The organism is Lacinutrix cladophorae, assembly GCF_053604645.1.
Genome location: NZ_JBSHNR010000070.1, coordinates 68,937 through 89,848, shown reverse-complemented (window position 1 = coordinate 89,848; position 20,912 = coordinate 68,937). Strand labels below are relative to the sequence as shown.

Annotated in this window: 17 protein-coding genes; 5 read left to right on the top strand and 12 right to left on the bottom strand. The window is 33.8% G+C overall.

All coding sequences use genetic code 11. The annotated features are described in order from the left end of the window. Positions 1 to 33: 33 nt before the first annotated feature. Together guaA and bshC are read right to left on the bottom strand one after the other, a co-directional pair. A complete protein-coding gene (gene guaA, locus ACVC3Y_RS01160) occupies positions 34 to 1,569 on the bottom strand; it encodes a glutamine-hydrolyzing GMP synthase (RefSeq protein ID WP_303424883.1) in 1,536 nt (511 codons plus the stop codon). Between the two features lie 77 nt (positions 1,570 to 1,646). Then, on the bottom strand, positions 1,647 to 3,254 hold the full coding sequence (gene bshC / locus ACVC3Y_RS01155) for a bacillithiol biosynthesis cysteine-adding enzyme BshC (RefSeq protein ID WP_303424880.1): 1,608 nt from the start codon (positions 3,252 to 3,254) through the stop codon (positions 1,647 to 1,649). Positions 3,255 to 3,405: 151 nt separating this feature from the next. On the opposite strand from bshC, the gene ACVC3Y_RS01150 reads away from it, so the two are divergent. Then, positions 3,406 to 4,161 carry an SGNH/GDSL hydrolase family protein gene (locus ACVC3Y_RS01150; protein WP_452225866.1) on the top strand — a complete coding sequence of 252 codons (756 nt, stop codon included), beginning with the start codon at positions 3,406 to 3,408 and terminating at the stop codon, positions 4,159 to 4,161. Between the two features lie 84 nt (positions 4,162 to 4,245). On the opposite strand, the gene ACVC3Y_RS01145 is transcribed toward ACVC3Y_RS01150, so the two are convergent. Together ACVC3Y_RS01145 and rimO are read right to left on the bottom strand one after the other, a co-directional pair. Continuing rightward, the gene (locus ACVC3Y_RS01145) at positions 4,246 to 8,919 is read right to left on the bottom strand and encodes a choice-of-anchor Q domain-containing protein (protein WP_452225865.1); all 4,674 of its coding nucleotides are present in this window, start codon (positions 8,917 to 8,919) and stop codon (positions 4,246 to 4,248) included. Between the two features lie 201 nt (positions 8,920 to 9,120). Then, positions 9,121 to 10,428 carry a 30S ribosomal protein S12 methylthiotransferase RimO gene (rimO, locus tag ACVC3Y_RS01140; RefSeq protein ID WP_452225864.1) on the bottom strand — a complete coding sequence of 436 codons (1,308 nt, stop codon included), beginning with the start codon at positions 10,426 to 10,428 and terminating at the stop codon, positions 9,121 to 9,123. 120 nt (positions 10,429 to 10,548) lie between these two features. Here rimO and ACVC3Y_RS01135 point away from each other — a divergent pair, with 120 nt between their 5' ends. The 3 genes from ACVC3Y_RS01135 to ACVC3Y_RS01125 all read left to right on the top strand — a co-directional run bounded on the left by ACVC3Y_RS01135 (position 10,549) and on the right by ACVC3Y_RS01125 (position 15,129). After that, positions 10,549 to 11,628, top strand: coding sequence for a serine hydrolase domain-containing protein (locus tag ACVC3Y_RS01135; protein ID WP_303424871.1), 1,080 nt, complete (start codon positions 10,549 to 10,551; stop codon positions 11,626 to 11,628). Positions 11,629 to 11,864: 236 nt separating this feature from the next. Continuing rightward, complete coding sequence (locus ACVC3Y_RS01130; protein WP_452225863.1) at positions 11,865 to 14,048, top strand: T9SS type B sorting domain-containing protein; 2,184 nt, start codon at positions 11,865 to 11,867, stop codon at positions 14,046 to 14,048. 100 nt (positions 14,049 to 14,148) lie between these two features. Beyond that, a complete protein-coding gene (locus ACVC3Y_RS01125) occupies positions 14,149 to 15,129 on the top strand; it encodes a fibronectin type III domain-containing protein (RefSeq protein ID WP_452225862.1) in 981 nt (326 codons plus the stop codon). Positions 15,130 to 15,196: 67 nt separating this feature from the next. Here the strand turns inward: ACVC3Y_RS01125 and ftsY are convergent, their stop codons facing one another. The 8 genes from ftsY to ACVC3Y_RS01085 form a co-directional block, all read right to left on the bottom strand. Next, positions 15,197 to 16,171, bottom strand: coding sequence for a signal recognition particle-docking protein FtsY (gene ftsY / locus ACVC3Y_RS01120; RefSeq protein ID WP_303424865.1), 975 nt, complete (start codon positions 16,169 to 16,171; stop codon positions 15,197 to 15,199). Between the two features lie 253 nt (positions 16,172 to 16,424). Beyond that, positions 16,425 to 16,577 (bottom strand): DUF4295 domain-containing protein, encoded by a 153-nt coding sequence (locus tag ACVC3Y_RS01115; RefSeq protein WP_303424862.1) that lies wholly within the window; start codon positions 16,575 to 16,577, stop codon positions 16,425 to 16,427. Between the two features lie 37 nt (positions 16,578 to 16,614). Further along, a complete protein-coding gene (gene rpmG / locus ACVC3Y_RS01110) occupies positions 16,615 to 16,797 on the bottom strand; it encodes a 50S ribosomal protein L33 (protein ID WP_215967105.1) in 183 nt (60 codons plus the stop codon). 25 nt (positions 16,798 to 16,822) lie between these two features. Then, entirely contained in the window at positions 16,823 to 17,059 is a 237-nt protein-coding gene (gene rpmB / locus ACVC3Y_RS01105; protein WP_072351244.1) for a 50S ribosomal protein L28, read from the bottom strand. Positions 17,060 to 17,134: 75 nt separating this feature from the next. After that, on the bottom strand, positions 17,135 to 18,388 hold the full coding sequence (locus ACVC3Y_RS01100; RefSeq protein ID WP_452225861.1) for a competence/damage-inducible protein A: 1,254 nt from the start codon (positions 18,386 to 18,388) through the stop codon (positions 17,135 to 17,137). Next, a complete protein-coding gene (locus ACVC3Y_RS01095; protein ID WP_303424841.1) occupies positions 18,388 to 18,729 on the bottom strand; it encodes an Hpt domain-containing protein in 342 nt (113 codons plus the stop codon). The genes ACVC3Y_RS01100 and ACVC3Y_RS01095 overlap by 1 nt, the downstream gene beginning before the upstream one ends. Then, the gene (locus ACVC3Y_RS01090; RefSeq protein WP_303424839.1) at positions 18,730 to 19,341 is read right to left on the bottom strand and encodes a fumarylacetoacetate hydrolase family protein; all 612 of its coding nucleotides are present in this window, start codon (positions 19,339 to 19,341) and stop codon (positions 18,730 to 18,732) included. A 96-nt stretch (positions 19,342 to 19,437) separates the two neighbouring features. Further along, complete coding sequence (locus ACVC3Y_RS01085) at positions 19,438 to 20,214, bottom strand: 3'-5' exonuclease (RefSeq protein WP_303424837.1); 777 nt, start codon at positions 20,212 to 20,214, stop codon at positions 19,438 to 19,440. A 69-nt stretch (positions 20,215 to 20,283) separates the two neighbouring features. Between ACVC3Y_RS01085 and ACVC3Y_RS01080 the strand changes: the two genes are divergently transcribed. Continuing rightward, positions 20,284 to 20,907, top strand: a complete 624-nt coding sequence (locus tag ACVC3Y_RS01080; RefSeq protein WP_452225860.1) for a glutaredoxin family protein — start codon at positions 20,284 to 20,286, stop codon at positions 20,905 to 20,907. The last annotated feature ends 5 nt before the right edge of the window (positions 20,908 to 20,912 follow it).

Genomic DNA, 20,912 nt, shown 5'->3' with positions numbered 1-20,912 from the left:
TATTTATGATATTCCTTTTTTCAAAGGAATTTGTTATTCCCACTCAATGGTTGCTGGTGGCTTGCTACTAATGTCGTACACTACTCTATTAACGCCTTTTACTTTATTTATTATCTCGTTACTCGTTTTTTGTAAAAACTCGTATGGTAAATTTACCCAATCTGCGGTCATACCATCTGTACTTTCTACTGCTCGTAGTGCTACACATTTTTCGTAAGTTCGCTCATCTCCCATGACACCAACGCTATTTACTGGAAGTAGGATTGCTCCTGCTTGCCAAACGCTATCGTATAGATTCCATTTTTTTAGATTGTCTATAAATACAGCATCTACTTCTTGCAAAATACGAACTTTTTCTGGAGTGATGTCTCCTAAAATACGAATTGCAAGTCCTGGTCCTGGAAATGGATGACGACCTAACAAGGCTTTATCCATGTTCATGGAAGCACCTACGCGACGAACCTCATCTTTAAATAATGCTTTTAGAGGTTCGACGATTTTTAGTTTCATAAAGTCTGGTAAACCACCAACATTATGATGACTTTTTATGGTTGCACTTGGTCCTCCTGTTGCCGAAACACTTTCGATAACATCTGGATAAATGGTACCTTGCGCTAGCCATTTTACGTCTTCAATTTGATGTGCTTCGTCATCGAAAACTTCAATAAACACACGACCAATTGCTTTACGCTTTAATTCTGGATCGCTCAATCCAGCAAGTGCATCCAAAAAGCGTGCCGAAGCATCTACACCTTTTACATTTAAACCCATACCTTGGTATTGGTCTAATACACTTTGGTATTCGTTTTTACGTAGTAAACCATTGTTTACAAAAATGCAGTAAAGGTTTTCACCAATAGCTTTGTGTAATAACATTGCTGCTACCGAAGAATCTACTCCTCCTGATAAGCCTAATACTACTTTATCTTTTTTTAACTGATCTTTTAAATCCTGAACGGTTTCGTCTACAAAAGAATCTGGGGTCCAGTCTTGATCCAGATTAGCGATATTTACTAAGAAATTTTCTAGTAATTGTTTTCCGTCTGTAGAGTGATACACTTCTGGATGAAATTGAATTGCATAAGTTTGCTCGCCTTCAATTTTATAAGCTGCATTTTCTACATCATGAGTGCTTGCTAAAAGCACAGCATTGGTAGGTAATACTTTAATGGTATCGCTATGGCTCATCCATACTTGGCTTCCTTTAGAAATTGTGCTAAAAAAAGGGTCTAAATCGTCTACAAAACTTAAGTTCGCTCTACCATATTCTCTGGTATTTGAAGGAGCTACTTCTCCTCCTGAAAAATGTGCTAAATATTGTGCGCCATAACATACTGCTAATAAGGGCTTATGACCTCTTATTTTAGATAAATCTGGATGTAAAGCATCTTCTCCTCGTACAGAGTTTGGGCTACCAGAAAGTATTACAGCTTTGTAATCTTCTATGTTTAACGGAATTTTGTTAAATGGATGTATTTCGGATAAGATGTTAAGCTCTCTAACTCTTCGCGCAATTAGTTGTGTGTATTGCGATCCAAAATCTAATATAAGTACCTTGTTGTGTTGCATGCGCAAAAATAGGAATTGATTTTTTAATCATGAACGATACTTAAACTTTTTTAATAGAATTTTAAACATTAAAAGACTTACATTGTTAATATCGTAAAGTCACCTTGTAGTGGTTTTAATACTTCGATTAGTTTTGGCACTAGTTGTTCCCCAAACGCTAAGTATAATTCCGAAAAATTAGTGTTACGCTCTTGTAAACTGCCATTAGGAAATAGCTCGTTTTGCAGTTCTGTCATACGGGAAACTTGATCTTTTAATTTGCGTTTTTGTGCGGTAAGTAAACGTTTTTCAAGTTGCATCAAGCCGTTTATCTGTTTTTTTTCTTGAGATGCTACTGCACCAACAAAAGATTGATCTGTTTTATCAGCTAAAGTGTATAAGTCTTTAAATTGTTGTTGTAAATGTTTTAATTGCTCTGAAAAATCGATATCGATATTAGAAATTTGTCTTACTTTTTTATTAATAAAAGCATCACGCTTTAAAAAAAGGTCTTCGTTACTAATATGAAGCTTATCTAATTTTCCTGCTTGTTTTTCGGTTTTAATTAAAACGGAGTTTCTTAATAACAACATTGGGAAAGTTACTTTTACGGCTTTAAAATAATCTTTTAATTGTAACCAATAGGCTAATTCTCCACCACCACCAATATAACAAAGGTTTGGTAAAATAACTTCTTGATACAAAGGACGCATTATTACATTTGGACTAAATCGATGCGGTGCTTCATGAAGGTGTTTAAGTATCTCGCTCTTGCTCCATGTAATATTTGTATTTAGAACCTTGTATACATTATCTTCTAAAACAATACGTTCGCGAAGATTTTTATTTAAATAGAATAGATTTATTTCTCTTGGGTTTACCTGTATTTTACTAACATTAGGTAATTGTTCTAATTGCTTGTTTGTTTCCGAAACTGTAGCAAAAGAAGTTTGTTTTAGTAGTTCTTCTTCAATAAATGGTATAAATAATTGCTTTAAGTTTTTCGTGTTTGCTTCTATTATAACCAAACCATATTTAGCAAATAAAGCATTTGCTAAATACAAAGTTGCATCTGCTAAATTAGTATGTTTTAAATAAGCAAACTGAAACAATTCTCTTAAAGTTTCAGCATTTTTTCCTACACCAAGTTCTTTGGTAAATACTTCGAAAACTTTTTCTAAACCTTCTGTTGTTAGTTCTCCAACTGCTCCAGATACATTTCTATTCCACTGTACTTTTTTTCCTTTAAAGTTGAAATAATTAATTTCTTCAAAATCATGATCCTCGGTTGCCATCCAATATATTGGCACAAAATTATTATCTGGATATGCTTGTTTTAATTGTGAAGCTAAATTTATTGCAGAAACAATTTTATATAAAAAATATAAAGGCCCTGTAAATAAATTTAATTGGTGGCCCGTTGTCACTGTAAACGTGTTTTGATGTTTTAAATCTTCAATATTTTGAAGCGTTTTTGCTGAAGCTTCTATATTTTGATATTGCTTTTTTAAAGTTTCTACTAAAATTTTTCGACTGGCTTCTGAAGTATTTTCAGAGTTTCGCTTCTCTTCTATTTGTGCTTTAAAATTTTCAAGCTTTGGATAGTTGTTATAAAAAGATTGTAGTTGTTCCTTTTCCTCTAAATAATCACATATTAAAGATGAAAAATAGTTGGTTTTTTTAAAAGCGATACATTCTGTTGGCATATTAAACTTTAATATTTTATGTAAAGATACAGTGTTTTATTCTTTAATTTTTAGATATTTTATTTTCAATTTCCCCCTTAATAAAAACAAAATAAAAAGGAAATAACTTATCTTTAGTCTCTTAAAACTATTAGTCCTTAAAATATTTTTAATGAAAAAAACAGCTATTCTTTTACCGTTTCTTGTTTTAACGACATTTTTCGCTTTACAAGACTGTCACAAAAATGAAGAAAATTCTAATACTTTTACACAAAATAATGTTAATACTAACACGATAACGATTATGCCGTTGGGAGATTCGAGAGTGGAAGGAGCAACTAGTAACTCTGTAAGTTACAGATACGATTTATGGAAAGATTTAGTGTCTAACGAATGGGACATTGATTATGTTGGTACGCAGAATGATAACACTTCGTACCCCTTATTATCAGGAAAATCTTTTGACCCAGATCATGAAGGTATTGGCGGTTTTAAAAGCGAAGATGTTTTAGAGAACATTGAAGAGGTTATGGATGATGCAGGAACTCCAGATGTCGTTTTATTAGGTATAGGAGGAAATGATTTAGTAAGAGGTATTCCTGTAGAAGAAATAATAGATAACATAAATCAAACCATAGATATTTTACAAAACAGCAATGCAAATATCACTATTTTTTTAGAGCGCATTGCTCCAGGAAGATCTAATGTTATGACTCCTGATGGTATTATCGCATATAATTCTTATCTAGAACAACTTGCTACAATTGCTTTAGAACAGACCAATGAAGCATCTAAAATAATACTTGTAGATATGTCTACCAATTGGACCGATGATTATATGGCAGACAATTTACATTACAATGAATTAGGAGCAAAAGAAATTGCAGATAGATATTTTGAAGCTATTGTTGAAAATTTAGAAAAATAATTATTTACCATACATCTAGTATATAAAAAAAGCCATCTCTAGAGATGGCTTTTTTTATAACAAAATTTGGATTAATCATTAAAACTATTGCATTACAATTTTATGCGAAGAGTTAGATGATTCTGTTTTAATATTTACAATGTAAATACCAGAAGCAAAACCTTTAATATTAACCGTATTTAAACCGTAATTTAATTTCATTTTTTTAACTAAAGCTCCGGTTATAGCATGTATTTCTACGTTTACATCTCTAGAATTTGCGTTTTTTAAAACAATATTAAACGCTCCATTAGAAGGGTTTGGATATATGCTCACTACAGCTATTTGATTAAAATCGTCCACCGATAATAAAGTTATCTGAGACTCATAGGCACCAATATCACGAGATACACCATACACACTTTGACCAATCTGATCAACAAAAGTATCTGTAGGATCTGCTGCATCAAAAGCTGGAGAATTATCTAATAATTGATGTGTTAATGTTGTTCCCCCATTATCTTGTAATGGACCAACTAAAGGGTCTACTTCTTCTACATCATTTGCTTGTGAAGTAAATATCGATAAATCATCTGTTCCAATTATATTATAATCGTTTGATGTTAATGTACCCGAAACATCCATTCCAGAAGCCGCAGTATTTAAAGCAACAATACTATTTTTTATAGTTATATTATTAACAGCATCTATTCCTCCTCCAATTCCTGAAGTAGTATTCATAACTATGGTCACTGCATTAAGATCTAGTACAGCCCCATTATTAGAAAGTCCACCACCAGAAATAGATGCTGTATTCCCTGAGATTGTACTTGTTACAACATTAGTAATCGCCCCTGTATTATTAAAGATTCCTCCACCTTCACCAGAAATATTATTATCTATTGTAGACATAGAAACATTCATTACTGTTCCATTTTGATTCCATAAACCACCACCTTCATTGGCAGCTGTATTTCCAGAAATAGTACTTGTATCAATAGACACTGTTCCACTTGTTCCTGTAATATGTAATCCACCACCATTTCCTGGGGCTGCAGTTCCAGCAGTTCCATTCACATCATTACCAATCATTATAGAATTTGAAAAAGTCAATATTCCATCTATAATTTCAATTGCTCCACCTGCTCTATTTGCTGCATTAGAATCGAAAGTTGAATCGGAAATAGTTACCTCTCCTGCAGTACTCAATAAACCTCCTCCAGAAGCAGAAGCTCCAGTTGACAAGTTATTAGAAATCATACTTCCATTTACAACATCTAATGTTCCTCCATTGTTAAATATTCCTGCACCACCTTGATTCGCTGCACTTCCAAATGCTGTATTAGCATCAATCGTTACACCATCTACTAACATAACTCCGGTTCCATTCCAAAGACCAGCTCCTTCACGACCAGCAAGGTTACCATTAACTGTTCCTCCTGTAATTGTAAAGTCTTGCATTCCTGTAATATGTAAGCCACCACCATTTCCAGGTGCTGCTACTGCTGGAGAAACTCCTGCGTTATTATTATCTAAAGCTGTGTTAAATAATGAAGCTGTTCCAGCACCGGCTACAACCTCTATTCCTCCACCTGCTCTGTTCGCTTGGTTTCCTGTAATAAATGAATCTGTAGCACTAAAGCTTGCATCTGCATCTACTAAAATTCCACCTCCAGAACCTGAAGCTCCATCTGCTATGTTATTTGAAACTGTTGTTCCATTTATAAGATTTACTGTACCGTTTGTTAAAGCGTAGATTCCTCCACCACCTTCTGAGGCTGTTGCTCCACTAGCAATGTTACTATCTATTGTTGCTCCATCAACGGTTAAAACTCCCATTCCGTTCCATAACCCTCCACCTTCTGAAGCTGCAGTATTCATATTAACAGTTCCTCCTATTACTGTAACAGGGCTGTTTCCACTTACGTGAAGTCCACCACCATTCCCTGGTGCTCCTGTTCCAGTAACAATTCCTGTATCGTTAGAATTTAAACTAACATTGTTTAGTATTACTGTGCCACCGCCATTCGTTTCAATTCCTCCACCTGCTCTGTTTGATGTATTATTCATTATTGAAATTCCATCTGCCATTAAAGTTCCTGCTGCATTTAATATTCCACCACCTGTAGATTGTGCTCCATCTGCAACATTATTTGTTATTGCTGTTGCACCAGACACATCTAGTATTCCACCTTCGTTGTAGATTCCTCCACCTCCAGCTGCTCCAGCTGTTACTATATCATTTCCAGATGCTGTATTCCCATCTATTGTATGATCTACAATAGTCATTACTCCAGAACCATTCCATAATCCACCTCCTTCATTTGTTGCGATGTTTCCGTTAGTTGTTCCTCCTGTAATATTTGTATTTGCCGAACCAGACACATGTAGTCCTCCACCAGAACCTGGTGCTGCAACTGCAGGACTAACTCCAGCATTATTCATATCTAAAGTTAGATTAATTAGGTTTAATGTTCCTCCTGCTAATTCAATTCCTCCACCTGCTCTGTTGGCTTGGTTTAATATAATTGATGATCCATCAACTGTAACATCTCCGCCAATAGTTAAAATTCCACCACCAGAACCAGAAGTACCATCAGCAACATTGTTGCTAATTATTGTAGCATTTTGAACTACAAGTTCACCTCCATTATTAAAAATTCCTGCTCCACCATCATCAGTAGCTGGACCACTTGCAGTGTTTCCATCAATATTAACCGCATCTACAGTCATCGTTCCTGTACCATTCCATAATCCGCCACCTTCACGAGCAGCTACATTATTATTAAAAGTTCCTCCAGTAATATTAGAATCTGCAGCTCCTGTAATATGAAGTCCGCCACCATTTCCTGGCGCATTTCCTGTAATATTTGAATTAACTGTATTATTATTACTATTTAAAATCCCTTCTATTAATTCGATTCCTCCACCTGCTCGATTAGCAATATTCATTAATATTTCTGAATCGGAAATGGTTACCTCTCCACCTGTAGAAAAAACTCCGCCACCAGAACCTGAAGCTCCTGTAGCAATATTATTTGTTACTGTTGCATTTTCAACAACAAGTGTACCTCCATTATTGAAGATTCCTGCCCCACCATTATCTGCTGCATCTCCTTTCGCTTCATTACTATCTACCAAAGTATTATTCACAGTCATAGTCCCTAAATTATTCCAAAGGCCACCTCCTTCAGAAGCTGCAATATTAGAAGTAATAGTACAATTATTCAATGTAGCACTTGTGGTTCCAGATAAATGAATCGCTCCTCCATTCCCTGGATTTGCTATGGTACCTAATCCAATATCAACTCCTGCAGAATTTCCTGTTAATATTATACCATTTAAATTTAAAATCCCTCCCGAATTATCTTCTATTGCTCCACCTGCACGACTTGCATAGTTACCAGAGATGGTTAACCCTGAAGCAATGGTTAACATTCCTCCAGTATTATTAAAGATCGCTCCACCACGACCACCTGGCGTATTGCCTATTGCGCTATTAGCAGAAATACTAGTAGATGCATCAATTACCAAAGTTCCTCCATTATTAAATAAAGCTCCACCTCCTGTAGTATCACCATTAGCAGTATTGTTAGTGAACATGGTTCCCGTTATTATCATTGTTCCAGAACCATTCCATAATCCACCACCTTCAAAAGCAGTATTATTAACTACAGATCCCCAATTATAATTTACATTTCCAGGTCCAGAAATATGAAGTCCACCTCCATTTCCAGGAGCTGGACTACTTATGGTATTTCCGTCTAATATCACATTGTTAAATGCATAAGTTTCTCCACTAGCCGAACTAATTTCAATTCCACCACCGGCACGGTTAGCACTATTATTAGAAATCGTAATTCCGTCTACGCTTATAGTTCCTGGGGTTAATGTAAAAATACCCCCTCCAGAACCTAATGTTCCCGAAGCTATATTATTCATTATAGTTGTTCCATTTTGTACAACTAAAACACCTCCATTATTAAAGATTCCTCCACCTCCATTATCTGCTGCTTCCCCTTGAGCGTCATTATCATTAATCATAACACCATCTACAGTCATCGTTCCTGAGCCATTCCATAGGCCTCCACCTTCGGAGCCAGCTAAATTTCCTGTAACGGTACCTCCACTTATTATTGCGTCACCAGGACCAGTAATATGTAATCCACCACCATTTCCGGGTGCAGCTACTGTTGGTGGAGCTCCAGCGTTATTGTTATTTAAGTTTACATTATTAAGCGTAACTCCCAAGCCTACTCCTGACTGGTCTTCAATTCCTCCTCCAGCTCTATTTGCCAGATTTGATGAAATAGTTGTGTTATTAACAATTAAACCACCATTAACTCCAATAAATATTCCACCACCAGAACCCGAAGTACCGTTAGCAATATTATCAGTAATTTCCGAGTTATTAATTGTTACTAATGAAGTTGTATAAATAGCTCCACCATTATCAGCTTCACCATTAGTAAGTAATACATTGTTTAATACTAAAGGTCCGTTAGTAACATTAAATATTCTACTTGTATTATTTGCATCTATAGATACTGGACCAGTAATAGTAAGCTCTTTATCTATTATAAGTTCTCCCATAGTTAATACAACATCTAAAGTGCTAGAAAAAGTAATTTCACCTCCAGGTGGTGTATCTAATATTTCTTGACGTAAAGTTCCATCTGATCCATCATCTGCTCCACTAGTAACTAGTTGTGCAAAGGAATTGTTTGTAGTAATACCTGCTAAAATAAGTGCAAGCATTAAAGTAATTTTGTTTTTCATTGGTTTTGGTATTAGTTAAACAATATGTCTTTTTACCAAAGACCTAATACCTACGAAGAATGAATTAACAAGGTTTCAAAAAATTATGATTTTAACATTCCATTAACAAAATCATTTTTTCTAGAATAGAATATATACTTCAAAAAAAATCATGCTTATCCCTTAGACAAGCATGATTACAATTGATTATATTTAATTTAATTACTCTAAAACAACTTCACCATAAAGGTCAAAGTCTTCTGCCTCAATAACTTTAACTGTTGTATATTCCCCTGTCTTTAAATACGTTTTACTGGCATCAATACGCACTTCGTTATCTACATCTGGAGAATCAAATTCTGTTCTTCCAACAAAATAGTTCCCTTCTTTTCTATCGATAACTACCTTAAGAACTTGTCCAATTTTTTGTTGGTTTAATTCCCAAGATATTTGCGATTGCATCTCCATAATCTGATTTGCTCTATCCATTTTTACTTCTTCTGGCACATCATCTTCTAAATTAAAAGCATGTGTATTTTCTTCATGCGAATAAGTAAAACAACCTAAACGTTCAAAACGCATGTCTTGAACCCATTGTTTTAATTCTTGAAAATTCTCTTCCGTTTCTCCAGGATAACCGACAATTAAAGTAGTTCTAATTGTCATGTTAGGAACTGCTTCACGAAACTGACCAATTAACTTTGTTGTTTTTTCTTTGGTAGTACCACGACGCATACTTTTTAGAATAGAATCGCTAATATGTTGTAATGGAATATCTAAATAGTTACACACTTTAGGCTCACGATTCATAACATCTAAAACGTCTAACGGAAATCCGGTTGGAAATGCATAATGTAAACGAATCCACTCTATTCCTTTAACTTTCACTAAAGCTTCTAAAAGTTCGGCTAAGTTTCGTTTTTTGTATAAATCTAAACCATAATAAGTTAAATCTTGAGCTATAAGAATAAGTTCTTTTACTCCATTTGCTGCTAATTTTTCAGCTTCAATTACAATCTCTTCAATTGGAGTACTTTTATGTTTTCCACGCATTAAAGGTATAGCGCAAAAACTACATGGTCTATCACAACCTTCGGCAATTTTTAAATATGCGTAATTTTTGGGTGTTGTTGTTAAACGCTCTCCAATCAACTCGTGTTTATAATCTGCTCCTAAAGCTTTTAATAATTGAGGCAACTCTGTAGTACCAAAATATTGGTCTACATTAGGTATTTCTTTTTGTAAATCTGGTTTATATCTTTCCGAAAGACATCCAGTAACAAATACTTTATCCACTTCGCCAGCTTCCTTTTTTTGCATGAAATCTAAAATAGTATTCACGCTTTCTTCTTTCGCATTATTAATAAAACCACAAGTGTTTATTACAACGACATTTCCCTCTTCTTCATGAACAACTTCTTTTCCATTAGCTTTAAGTTGGCCCATTAACACTTCACTATCGTATACATTTTTACTGCATCCTAAAGTAACAACGTTGATTTTATTTTTTTTTAGCGTCTTTGTTCTCATATTTATTTCCCGAAAAACCGGGAATCTTTTTAATGATTACTAATTATAATTTTAGGGTGCAAAGATACAATCTTAATTAAACCTTTTATATATTTCACTGTCTTAAATTAAAACCACACTATGAAAACTAAAGTTTACTTATTATTATGGATATTAATTAGCTTTGTAAGTTGTGCAACTTCAGATGAAGCAATAGAAGATGAAGAAGATAGCAATACTACATCCATTTACTTTCCGCCTATTACGTCAAACACTTGGGAAACTACTCCTATTTCTGAATTAGGATGGGATGAAAACAACTTACAACCTTTATTCGATTTTTTAGAAGAAAAAAATACTAAAGGATTTATTATGCTCTATAACGGAAGAATAGTTATAGAACAATACATGAATAACCACACAGCTTCGTCGAATTGGTATTGGGCTAGCGCAGGAAAAACACTTACATCTGCACTAACAGGAATAGCAGAAGAGGAAGGTTTACTAGATACAAATACTAAAGTATCTGATTATTTAGGAACTGGTTGGACTAGCGCTCCCATAGAAAAAGAAAACTTAATTACTTGCAAACATCTATTATCTATGAGCTCTGGCTTGGACGACTCTTTAGGCGATGATGTATCTCCAGCAAACCTTCAATATATAGCAGATGCAGGACAACGATGGGCGTATCATAACGTGTATGTAAAGTTACAAGACGTTGTTGCGCAGGCCAGTAACCAAACATGGTCTAACTATTTTAGCTCCAAATTAAAAGACAGAATAGGCATGTCTGGAAGCTGGATACCATTAGGAGATTTAAGTGTATATTGGAGCGACACCAGAAGCATGGCCAGATTTGGATTATTAACTTCTGCTAACGGAAAATGGGAAGACACGCAAATTATATCTTCAAACTATATTAGCCAAGCAACAAATACATCGCAAAATATAAATGATGCTTATGGCTATTTATGGTGGCTAAATGGAAAAACCACTTATCACTTACCTACAACACAGTTTGAATTCTCTGGTTCTTTAATCCCTAATGCGCCAAGCGACATGTATGCTGCCTTAGGAAAAAACGATCAAAAAATATATATTGTTCCTAGTAAGAAACTAGTGGTTATTAGAATGGGAGAAGCAGCAGAGGATACAAACTTTGGGCTTTCTACTTTTGATAATGATTTATGGGCTAAAATAAATCTTGTAATAAATTAACTTCCGCTCAAAAATTGTTGAATAACAGCTATTTTATTTTTTAAAAACACTAGAACCCTCTAGAGGTGTACTTTATTCACGATAGTAAATGTAATTACTATACTACCGCTTTTTATATATTGAAATAAAACATAGCATGGATAACGCAAGTTTTATACAAAGATGGCATCTAAAAAGACAAGACATTCTTAAAAAGCATCCCATTTTCTTTTTGAGATATTGAAAATGATGATACTTTGTATATAAAACAACCACTTGCTCTAGTTATTCTTTTTTGCTTTACTCTACAAACACATGCACAATTATGTGAAGGTAGCTTAGGAGATTCTGTTGTAGAAATAGATTTCGGTTCTGGCTCGGGAGTTGGTAGCGCCTTAGGTAATGATGTTACAGCTTTTACTTATAGTGCCGTTGGAGAGTTAGATGAAGGCGAATACACCATAGCCAATTCCACAAGTGGTTTAAAAGGTAATGCTTGGCATGTAACTAATGATCACACAGGTAATACTAATGGGTATATGATGGTTATAAATAGTGCTGTACTTGCAGATGAAGGTGTTTTTTATAACAAAACAGTAACTGGTCTTTGTGCAGATACTACTTACGAATTTTCTGCCTGGTTGATTAATTTAATGAATCCTACCGTTGGAACAGATGAGTACCATCCTGATGTAACCTTTAGAATAAGCGATACCTCTGGTAACATTTTAGGTGCTTATAACACAGAAGATATTGCACAAACCACTTCTGGTACCTGGATACAATATGGTTTCTTTTTCACTCTTGGAAATGAAACAGAAGCCGTTATAAGTATACTAAACTCTGCTCCTAGTGCACATCCAGGCAATGATATTGCTCTAGATGATATCGCATTTCGACCTTGCGGACCAACAATTACAAACGCTATTGAAGGAGAATTAGACTCCAGTATAATCGTTTGCCAAAATGACACCGTTAGCTACAATTTTCAAACCTCTATTTCTTCGGGGTATTCCAATCCGCAATACCAGTGGCAATACTCAGAAGATAATGGAGCAACCTGGATGGATATTACTGGAGAAACAGCAACAACGTACACCTATTCTAGCACAGGCATTGCTGGCACCTTCTTATACCGATTAACTGCTGCAAATGGTGCAAATATTAATACAGAGTCTTGCAGGATAGCTTCTGATATTTTTTATGTAGAAGTTATTGAAACGCCAGAAATTACTACAGCCGAAACTGCACAAACTTTTTGCACAACACAAAACGCAACCGTTAGCGATATTGAAGTGAACACAGCAGCTATTTGGTATGATGCAGCAACAAACGGAAATATCCTTCCCGAAACAACCAATCTAATTAACAACACGACTTACTATGCTACAAATACCAATACTAATGGTTGTGAAAGTGAAGACAGATTAGCTATTTCTATACAAATAATAGCTCCAAGTTTAATTATAAACGATGTTTTAACTACCGTTTGTGATGTATATAATGATGCTTCAGAAATTATAGATTTAACAAGCTACGAATTAGATATAACGGATTGTTTGGATTGTGAGTTTCATTATTTCACAACCTATTCCTCTGCTGAAAATGATGCAGAAGAAGACCTTATTACCGCTCCAACAAATTTTGAATGGCTAGAAGATATATATAGCGTATACGTAAGAATTGACTCCTCTGATAATTGCTCTCAAATTGCAGAAATTAGCATACTTTTTCAAGAGTCGCCAATAATACCAATAGCAGATTCTGTTGGTATTTGTGAAGGAGAAAACAGCATTATTTTGAATGCTGGAGATGGTTTTGACAGTTATTTATGGTCTAACGGAAGTACAACCCAAGAAATTACTGTTGCTATCGAAGATATTGGCGAGTATTCCATAACCGTTACACAAGATTATAACAATTACAGCTGCTCTACTACAAAAAACTTTCAAGTAGTATTATCAAACACTGCCATCGTCTTGAATATAATTGTAAAAGATTGGACGGATAATAAAAATACGATTACGGTGCATTTGTCTGATACAAGTTTAGGAGATTACGAATATTCCTTAGATGCTATAAACTACCAAGATAGCAATGTGTTTTCTGGGTTAATCCCTGGTGAGTATACGGTTTATATTAGAGACAAAAACGGTTGTGGTACAATAGAAGAACTGGTATATATTCTTAGTTATCCAAAATTCTTCACCCCAAATGGAGACTCCTATAATGACACTTGGTCTATCCCTTTTTCTCAAACGGAACCTACCATGATTATTCAAATATTTGATAGATATGGGAAACTTCTTAAAACACTAAACGCCAATACCTCTTGGGATGGCACTTTTAACGGACAATATATGCCAAATTCAGATTATTGGTTTACTGTTACTAGAGCAAGTGGTAAAAGTAATTCTGGTCATTTTACGTTGAAAAGATAAAAACGATCTAATTCCATTACTTAGTAACAAACTATATTCGTTTTTTTTTTTTTGAATACAATCTATATATTCGCGTCTGAAAAATCTTATAAATCTATTTATGAAAAAAATTATTTTATTATTTACAATCTCTTTATTTATGATTAGTTGTGGAAGCGATGACTCTGGAGATTCGAACAACTGTTCTAAACCTAGCAATTTAGATGTCAATAATCTTACCAACACAACTGCAACATTAAGCTGGAGCACGAATGTGAATTCTTCACTATATCAAGTAGAATATGGTACTCTTGGTTTTAGTCTAGGTACTGGAACGACTTTAACAGTACCAGATACCTATGCAGATGTAACTAGCTTAGATCCGTTAACACAATATGCATTCTATACTAGAGTATATTGTAATGATTCTAATGGGTATAGCAACTGGACTGGTCCTTTTTCTTTTGTAACTTTAGAGAGTAATCCTTACTGTGATGACCCGGATAACCTTAGCGTAGAATTATATCCAGACTCTGTAACACATGAACACATTGACTTATCTTGGTCTAATGGTGAATATGGTGGGTCTGAAATCCAATACGGTTTAGAAGGCTTTGCTTTTGGATCTGGCACAACAATTACAATTTCTAGTAATTACCCTAGTAGTTATAGAGTGGATGGACTAAATCCAGATACTTCTTATGATTTTTATATACGCAACAATTGTAATGAAAGTGGTTATAGTACTTGGGTTGGACCATATACACATAGCACTTTGGAGCCCCCTTCTAACCCAAACTGTATTGACCCTACCGCTTTTACTTCTACAGGAACTGGAACAGACGTCAACAACAGTAATTATTTTGATTTTACATGGAGTCACCCAAGTACTCAAAATAGCTGGGAAGTAGCTCGTATTATAGCTGGGTCAACTTTTAATGCATCAACTGCAAATATATTAGCAACTTCTTTTGATAGCGTTAGGATTACATATGGTTCTACAAGTTCTGGACAAGCTTATGATTTTTATCTAAGAGCTAATTGCGGAGGCACTAATGGATATAGTGATTGGGTTGGACCAATAACGGTTACCGCACAATAAGCAACACCTTTGATTAATAAAAAAAGCCTTAAGATTACTTAAGGCTTTTTTTATTTTTATGATTTTCTTATTTAAAGAAAGAATCTACAAATTCGAATTTATTAAATACTTGAAGATCCTCAATACCTTCTCCAACACCAATATACTTTACAGGTATTTGAAACTGATCACTAATACCAATAACAACTCCTCCTTTTGCCGTTCCATCTAATTTGGTAACCGCTAAACTTGTTACTTCTGTTGCTGCAGTAAATTGTTTTGCTTGCTCGAAAGCATTTTGACCAGTAGAACCATCTAAAACTAAAAGCACATCATGTGGAGCATCTCCTACTACCTTTTGCATGACACGTTTTACTTTAGTAAGCTCGTTCATTAAATTTATTTTGTTGTGCAAACGACCAGCGGTATCAATAATAATAACATCTGCATTTTGATTTACACCAGATTCTAAAGCATCAAAAGCTACGGAAGCTGGATCCGATCCCATTTCTTGACGTATCATTGGCACATCTACTCGGTCTGCCCATACTTGTAATTGATCTATTGCTGCTGCACGAAAAGTATCTGCTGCACCAAGCACTACTTTTAATCCTTGTTTTTTAAATTGGTATGCTAATTTACCAATAGTTGTAGTCTTTCCTACACCATTTACTCCAACAACCATAAGTACATATGGTGTTTTTTTACCATCTTCTTGTTTTGGTAATTGCGGAATAGTGTATTCGGTTTCTTCTCCAGAATTGGTTTCACTTAATAACCCAGCTATTTCTTCGCGAAGTATTTTATTAAGTTCGTCTGTACCTAAGTATTTGTCTTTTGCTACACGTTCTTCAATACGTGTAATTACCTTTAATGTGGTATTTACACCAACATCGCTAGATACTAATACTTCTTCTAGGTTATCTAAAACATCGTCATCTACTTTAGATTTCCCAGCTACTGCTTTGCTTAACTTACCTAAAAAATTAGTGCTAGATTTTTCTAAACCTTTGTCTAGTGTTTCTTTTTTATCGGAAGAAAATATTTTTTTAAAAAAACTCATTTTACGTTTTGTTTATTGTTTACTGTTTAGTTGATACTAAACTGAAGTTGCGTTAGCGATAGAGCAATTGTTGGAGCTCATCTCTGATAGCGACTTGCGAAAGCGCGACCTTTAGGGAACGCTAATATTTCTATAACAATAGTCAAGCCTTTTTTATTAGCCTGAAATATTGTCATTAACTTGAAATGTAAATATAAAACAAAAGCCGCTTTCTTTTGGAAAGCAGCTTTAAAATATCTTTTTTAAAGTAAACTTATTTTTTTGCTAAAAAATCGCTTACTAATTCTGGTGCCATTACAGACTCAACAAACATGTAAGCTCCTGTTTTTGGAGACTTTACCATTTTTATTGCTTTAGTTAATCTTTTAGAAGAAGTTTGTAATGATGCTACGGTTTTCTTTGCCATGATTTAATGTTTTATAAGATTTATAAAAAATCTTTAATTATTTTATCTCTTTATGAACAGTCATCTTCTTTAAGATAGGATTGAATTTTTTAATTTCCATTCTATCTGGAGTGTTCTTTTTGTTCTTTGTAGTAATATAACGAGAAGTTCCTGGTTTACCAGACTCTTTGTGCTCTGTGCACTCTAATATTACTTGTACTCTGTTGCCTTTTCTTGCCATTTTCTTAAACTTTTAAATGCGGCTATTATTTAATAAAACCTTTGGTTCTTGCTTCTTTTAATGCAGCAGATATACCTATTTTATTAATAGTTTTTAATGCTGATGTAGATATTTTTAAAGTAATCCACTTATCTTCCTCAGGAATAAAGAAACGTTTTTTGATTAAATTAGCATCAAATGTGCGTTTAGTTTTATTCATTGCGTGAGACACGTTGTTTCCAACCATTGCCTTCTTTCCTGTAAGTTCACAAACTCTTGACATTGTTCTAAATGTATTATTGTTATTTCAAAACGAGGTGCAAATATACAAATACTTTATGTTTTGACAATCTTATTTTTATCTATTTTTTAAAATTTCTTTATTAAGCATTTCAAAAGCCTTATTTACGGCTTTGTTTATCACCTTTATTCTGGGTTGTCCTAAAGTGAATTTTTGGGAATAAACATTGTTTTTTGTTGCAATTGCAATAAAAACAGTTCCTACCTCTTCTGTTGTATTATCTTTGGTTGGTCCTGCATTTCCAGTAGTTGCTATTGCATAGTCTGTATTAAATAATTGTAAAACACTTGCTGCCATTGCTTCTGCAACTTCTGCGCTTACGACTGTGTGTTTTGCTATAAGTGCTTTTGGCACTTTTAATATCTCTTTTTTTATTTCTTCGGTATAACTTACCACACTCCCTTTAAAATATGAAGATGCTCCAGGAATTGCAGTTATTTGTTCAGCAATTTTTCCACCTGTACAGCTTTCTGCAGTTGCTAATGTTTGTTTTTTTAAGGTTAGTTTTTTTGCAATTGCTGCTTCTATGGTTTCTTCTTGGTCTTCGAAACCTGTAAAATAATCTTCTATTTGTGGTAGGAGTAACTTTATTTGCTGGTCTACTTCTTGTATTATTTCTGCTTTATTATTTCCTTTTGCAGAAAGACGCAAGCGTACTTTTCCTAAATTTGGTAAGTATGCTAATTTAATATGCTTTGGTAATTGATCTTCCCAAGTTTCAATTTTAGCTGCTAAATTACTTTCACCAATACCATAAGTAAGTAAGGTTTTGTGCAGTATGAATGGGAATTTATATTTTTTTTGAAGTTTTGGCACTACCTCGTGTTCTATTAAGGCTTTCATTTCGAATGGCACTCCTGGAAGTGATATAAAGGTTTTAGCACCTTTTTCCAGCCACATTCCTGGTGCACTACCTACTTTATTCATTAGTGCAGTAGCCTTGCTTGGTATTAATGCTTGGTCTATATTAACTTGAGAAAGTGGTTGCTTAATATATTTTTCCCAAAGGGTTTCTATATTTTTTAAAACGGCTTTGTTTTGTATAAGTATATCTTGAAAATAAGCTGCTATAGTTTTTTTTGTGATATCATCTTTTGTTGGTCCTAATCCTCCCGTTAGTATAATGATATCTGCATTTTCTTCTGCTTCACGAAGTGATTTTAGAATATGCTCTTTATCGTCTTGTACAGATGTTATTTGGTAAACAGAAACGCCTATTTTATTAAGTTGCTGAGCTATAAATGCAGAATTAGTATCTACAATTTGACCAATTAGGATTTCGTCGCCTATGGTTATTATTTCTGCTTGCATTATAAATTAAAGTCAGAACGAATTTCGTTAGATGCTTGTTCTACAGCTGCAAGTACAATTTGTAGCTTAGGGAGTATATCTATTTCTTTTTTTTCATACTTCCCCCAATCTTGTACTTCAATTAAATCTTCAAGAACACCTAATTCAAACATATCAATCGTTGGTTTCATTTTATGCGCAGTTTGGTACGCCGCTAAATGGTTGTCATTTTCTACCGATTCTTTTAAGATTTGTGCATCTGCAGGAACTTCTTCTAAAAAAGTTTGCGCTAGTATGTTAATAAATTCTTGGTCCCCTTCTGCTAATTCGCGTACTCGAGATAATTTGTAATGTTGTTCCATTTATTTTACTGTTATTGAAAACATTTGCTTATTTTCTATACTTCCTACTAGTTTATCGTTTGCAACGACCTTGCCAACTCCTGCTGGAGTTCCCGTAAATATAATATCTCCAATCTTTAAAGTAAAATATTTTGATACATATTCTATAATTTCATCAATTTTCCATAGCATAAGGCTTGTATTTCCTTGCTGTACAATGGTTTCATTTTTTTGAAGCGAAAAATTTAAATTATCAACATCTGGAAACTCTGCTTTTTCTATCCAATTACTAACTACCGCTGCTCCATCAAAGGATTTTGCTTTTTCCCAAGGCAAACCTTTTTCTTTTAGTTTTGCTTGCAAATCTCTTGCAGTAAAGTCTATTCCTAATCCGATTTGGTCATAATATTTATGTGCAAACTTTTTTTGAATATGCTTACCAACTTTATTAATTTTCACTAGAATTTCAACTTCATAATGCACATCCTGTGAAAAGTCTGGAATAAAAAACGGTTGCTTTTTTAATAGAATCGCTGTATCTGGTTTTAAAAACACAACTGGATCTGTTGGCTTTTCGTTTTCTAATTCTTTAATGTGATCTGTGTAATTTCTTCCTATGCAGATTATTTTCATTTCGAATTTATAATTTTTAGTTTCCGCGAAAGCGAAAACATTATGGCTTCAATGTATCAGGTTTCCTTATTTAGTAAAGGTAAAAAGTATTAAGTTCTAACCCAATTTATTATTAAATGATCGCAATTTTATAGCTGTTAATACTTTTTTAGTATATAAAGGAAAGTCGGCATTTAATAACCAACCAAAATAACCTGGCTCGTCATTTAACACATCTACAACACGCTTAGTTTTATGCTTACCAAAAGAAAAACATTCTTCTCCATTTTTATTAAAATTAATAAATCCTGCAAAATCAGCAAACTTTTTTCGAGAGCTAAATTCGGCTAGGAACTTGGTGTCATTTTCTAAGGTATCGTATTTCTCTATTTGTGCTTTTAATACTTCGAAGGTTGCATTGGTATCTGCTTCTGCACTATGTGCATCTGTTAAATCTTTATCGCAGTAAAATTTATATGCCGCTACCAATGTACGTTGTTCCATTTTATGAAAAATGGTTTGTACATCTATAGATACTCTATTTTTCATATCGAAATCTACATCTGCACGTAGCATTTCTTCTGCTAAAAGTGGAATATCAAAACGGTTGGAGTTAAAGCCTCCTAAATCGGCATCTTTAATGACGTTATGAATTTCTTTTGCTAGTTCCTTAAAGGTTGGTTTATCTGCAACATCTTCGTTAGAAATACCATGAATCAAGGTCACTTCTTCTGGAATATGCATTTCTGGATTTACTTTCCAGGTTTTACTTTCTTGCTTTCCATCGGGAAAAACTTTTAAAATAGAAATTTCTACTATTCTATCCTTTGAAATATTTATTCCTGTAGTTTCTAAGTCGAAGAAACAAATTGGTTTTATTAAATTTAAATTCATTAGTTTGGAATGGTTTATGCAAATATACTTTTTATTATATTTATCTTATTTTTAAATCTATAACTAATAATGAAAAAAATTACTTTTTATTTTTTACTTTTTTTTGTGTCTGCATTAAGTTTTGCACAAAATAACCATGCTCATATTTCTATTGAAAAGAAAGAAAAAGGGAAACACGTTGCTGTTTATGCTGTTAATTCTAGCGCTACAGACTATGAAGTTTTTATAAAAATTAATGCCGCTGGGTATAGAAAAATAGCTCAAAATGCAGTTACAAAAATAGTGCCTGCAAACTCTGAAGTAAAAATGGCTTCTTTAATTAAAATATCGGACGAGTCTAACCTTAGCTTTGGTATGATTGTTAATGAAATTGGACATGATAAAGAAAAGATAGCCAACGCTATTGATTTTACTTTTGAGGAAAGCAAAAAAAACAAACCTGTTATTGTTTTTGTGAAAGACTACTGCGATTTATGTGATAATACAATTCAATTATTTAGTGACAATAATATTGTACATACTATTTATAATATTGATGAAGACAAAGAGTATTACCAAAAAATACAGCAAGAGCTTCTAAATAGAAAGAACGACAAGACTTCTCTTGTTCCTATTATAGAAATTGAAGATTCCATATACAATAGACTAGAAAGCAGAGACAAACTTATTAAGGCTTTAAAAAATCACTTTTAATTACA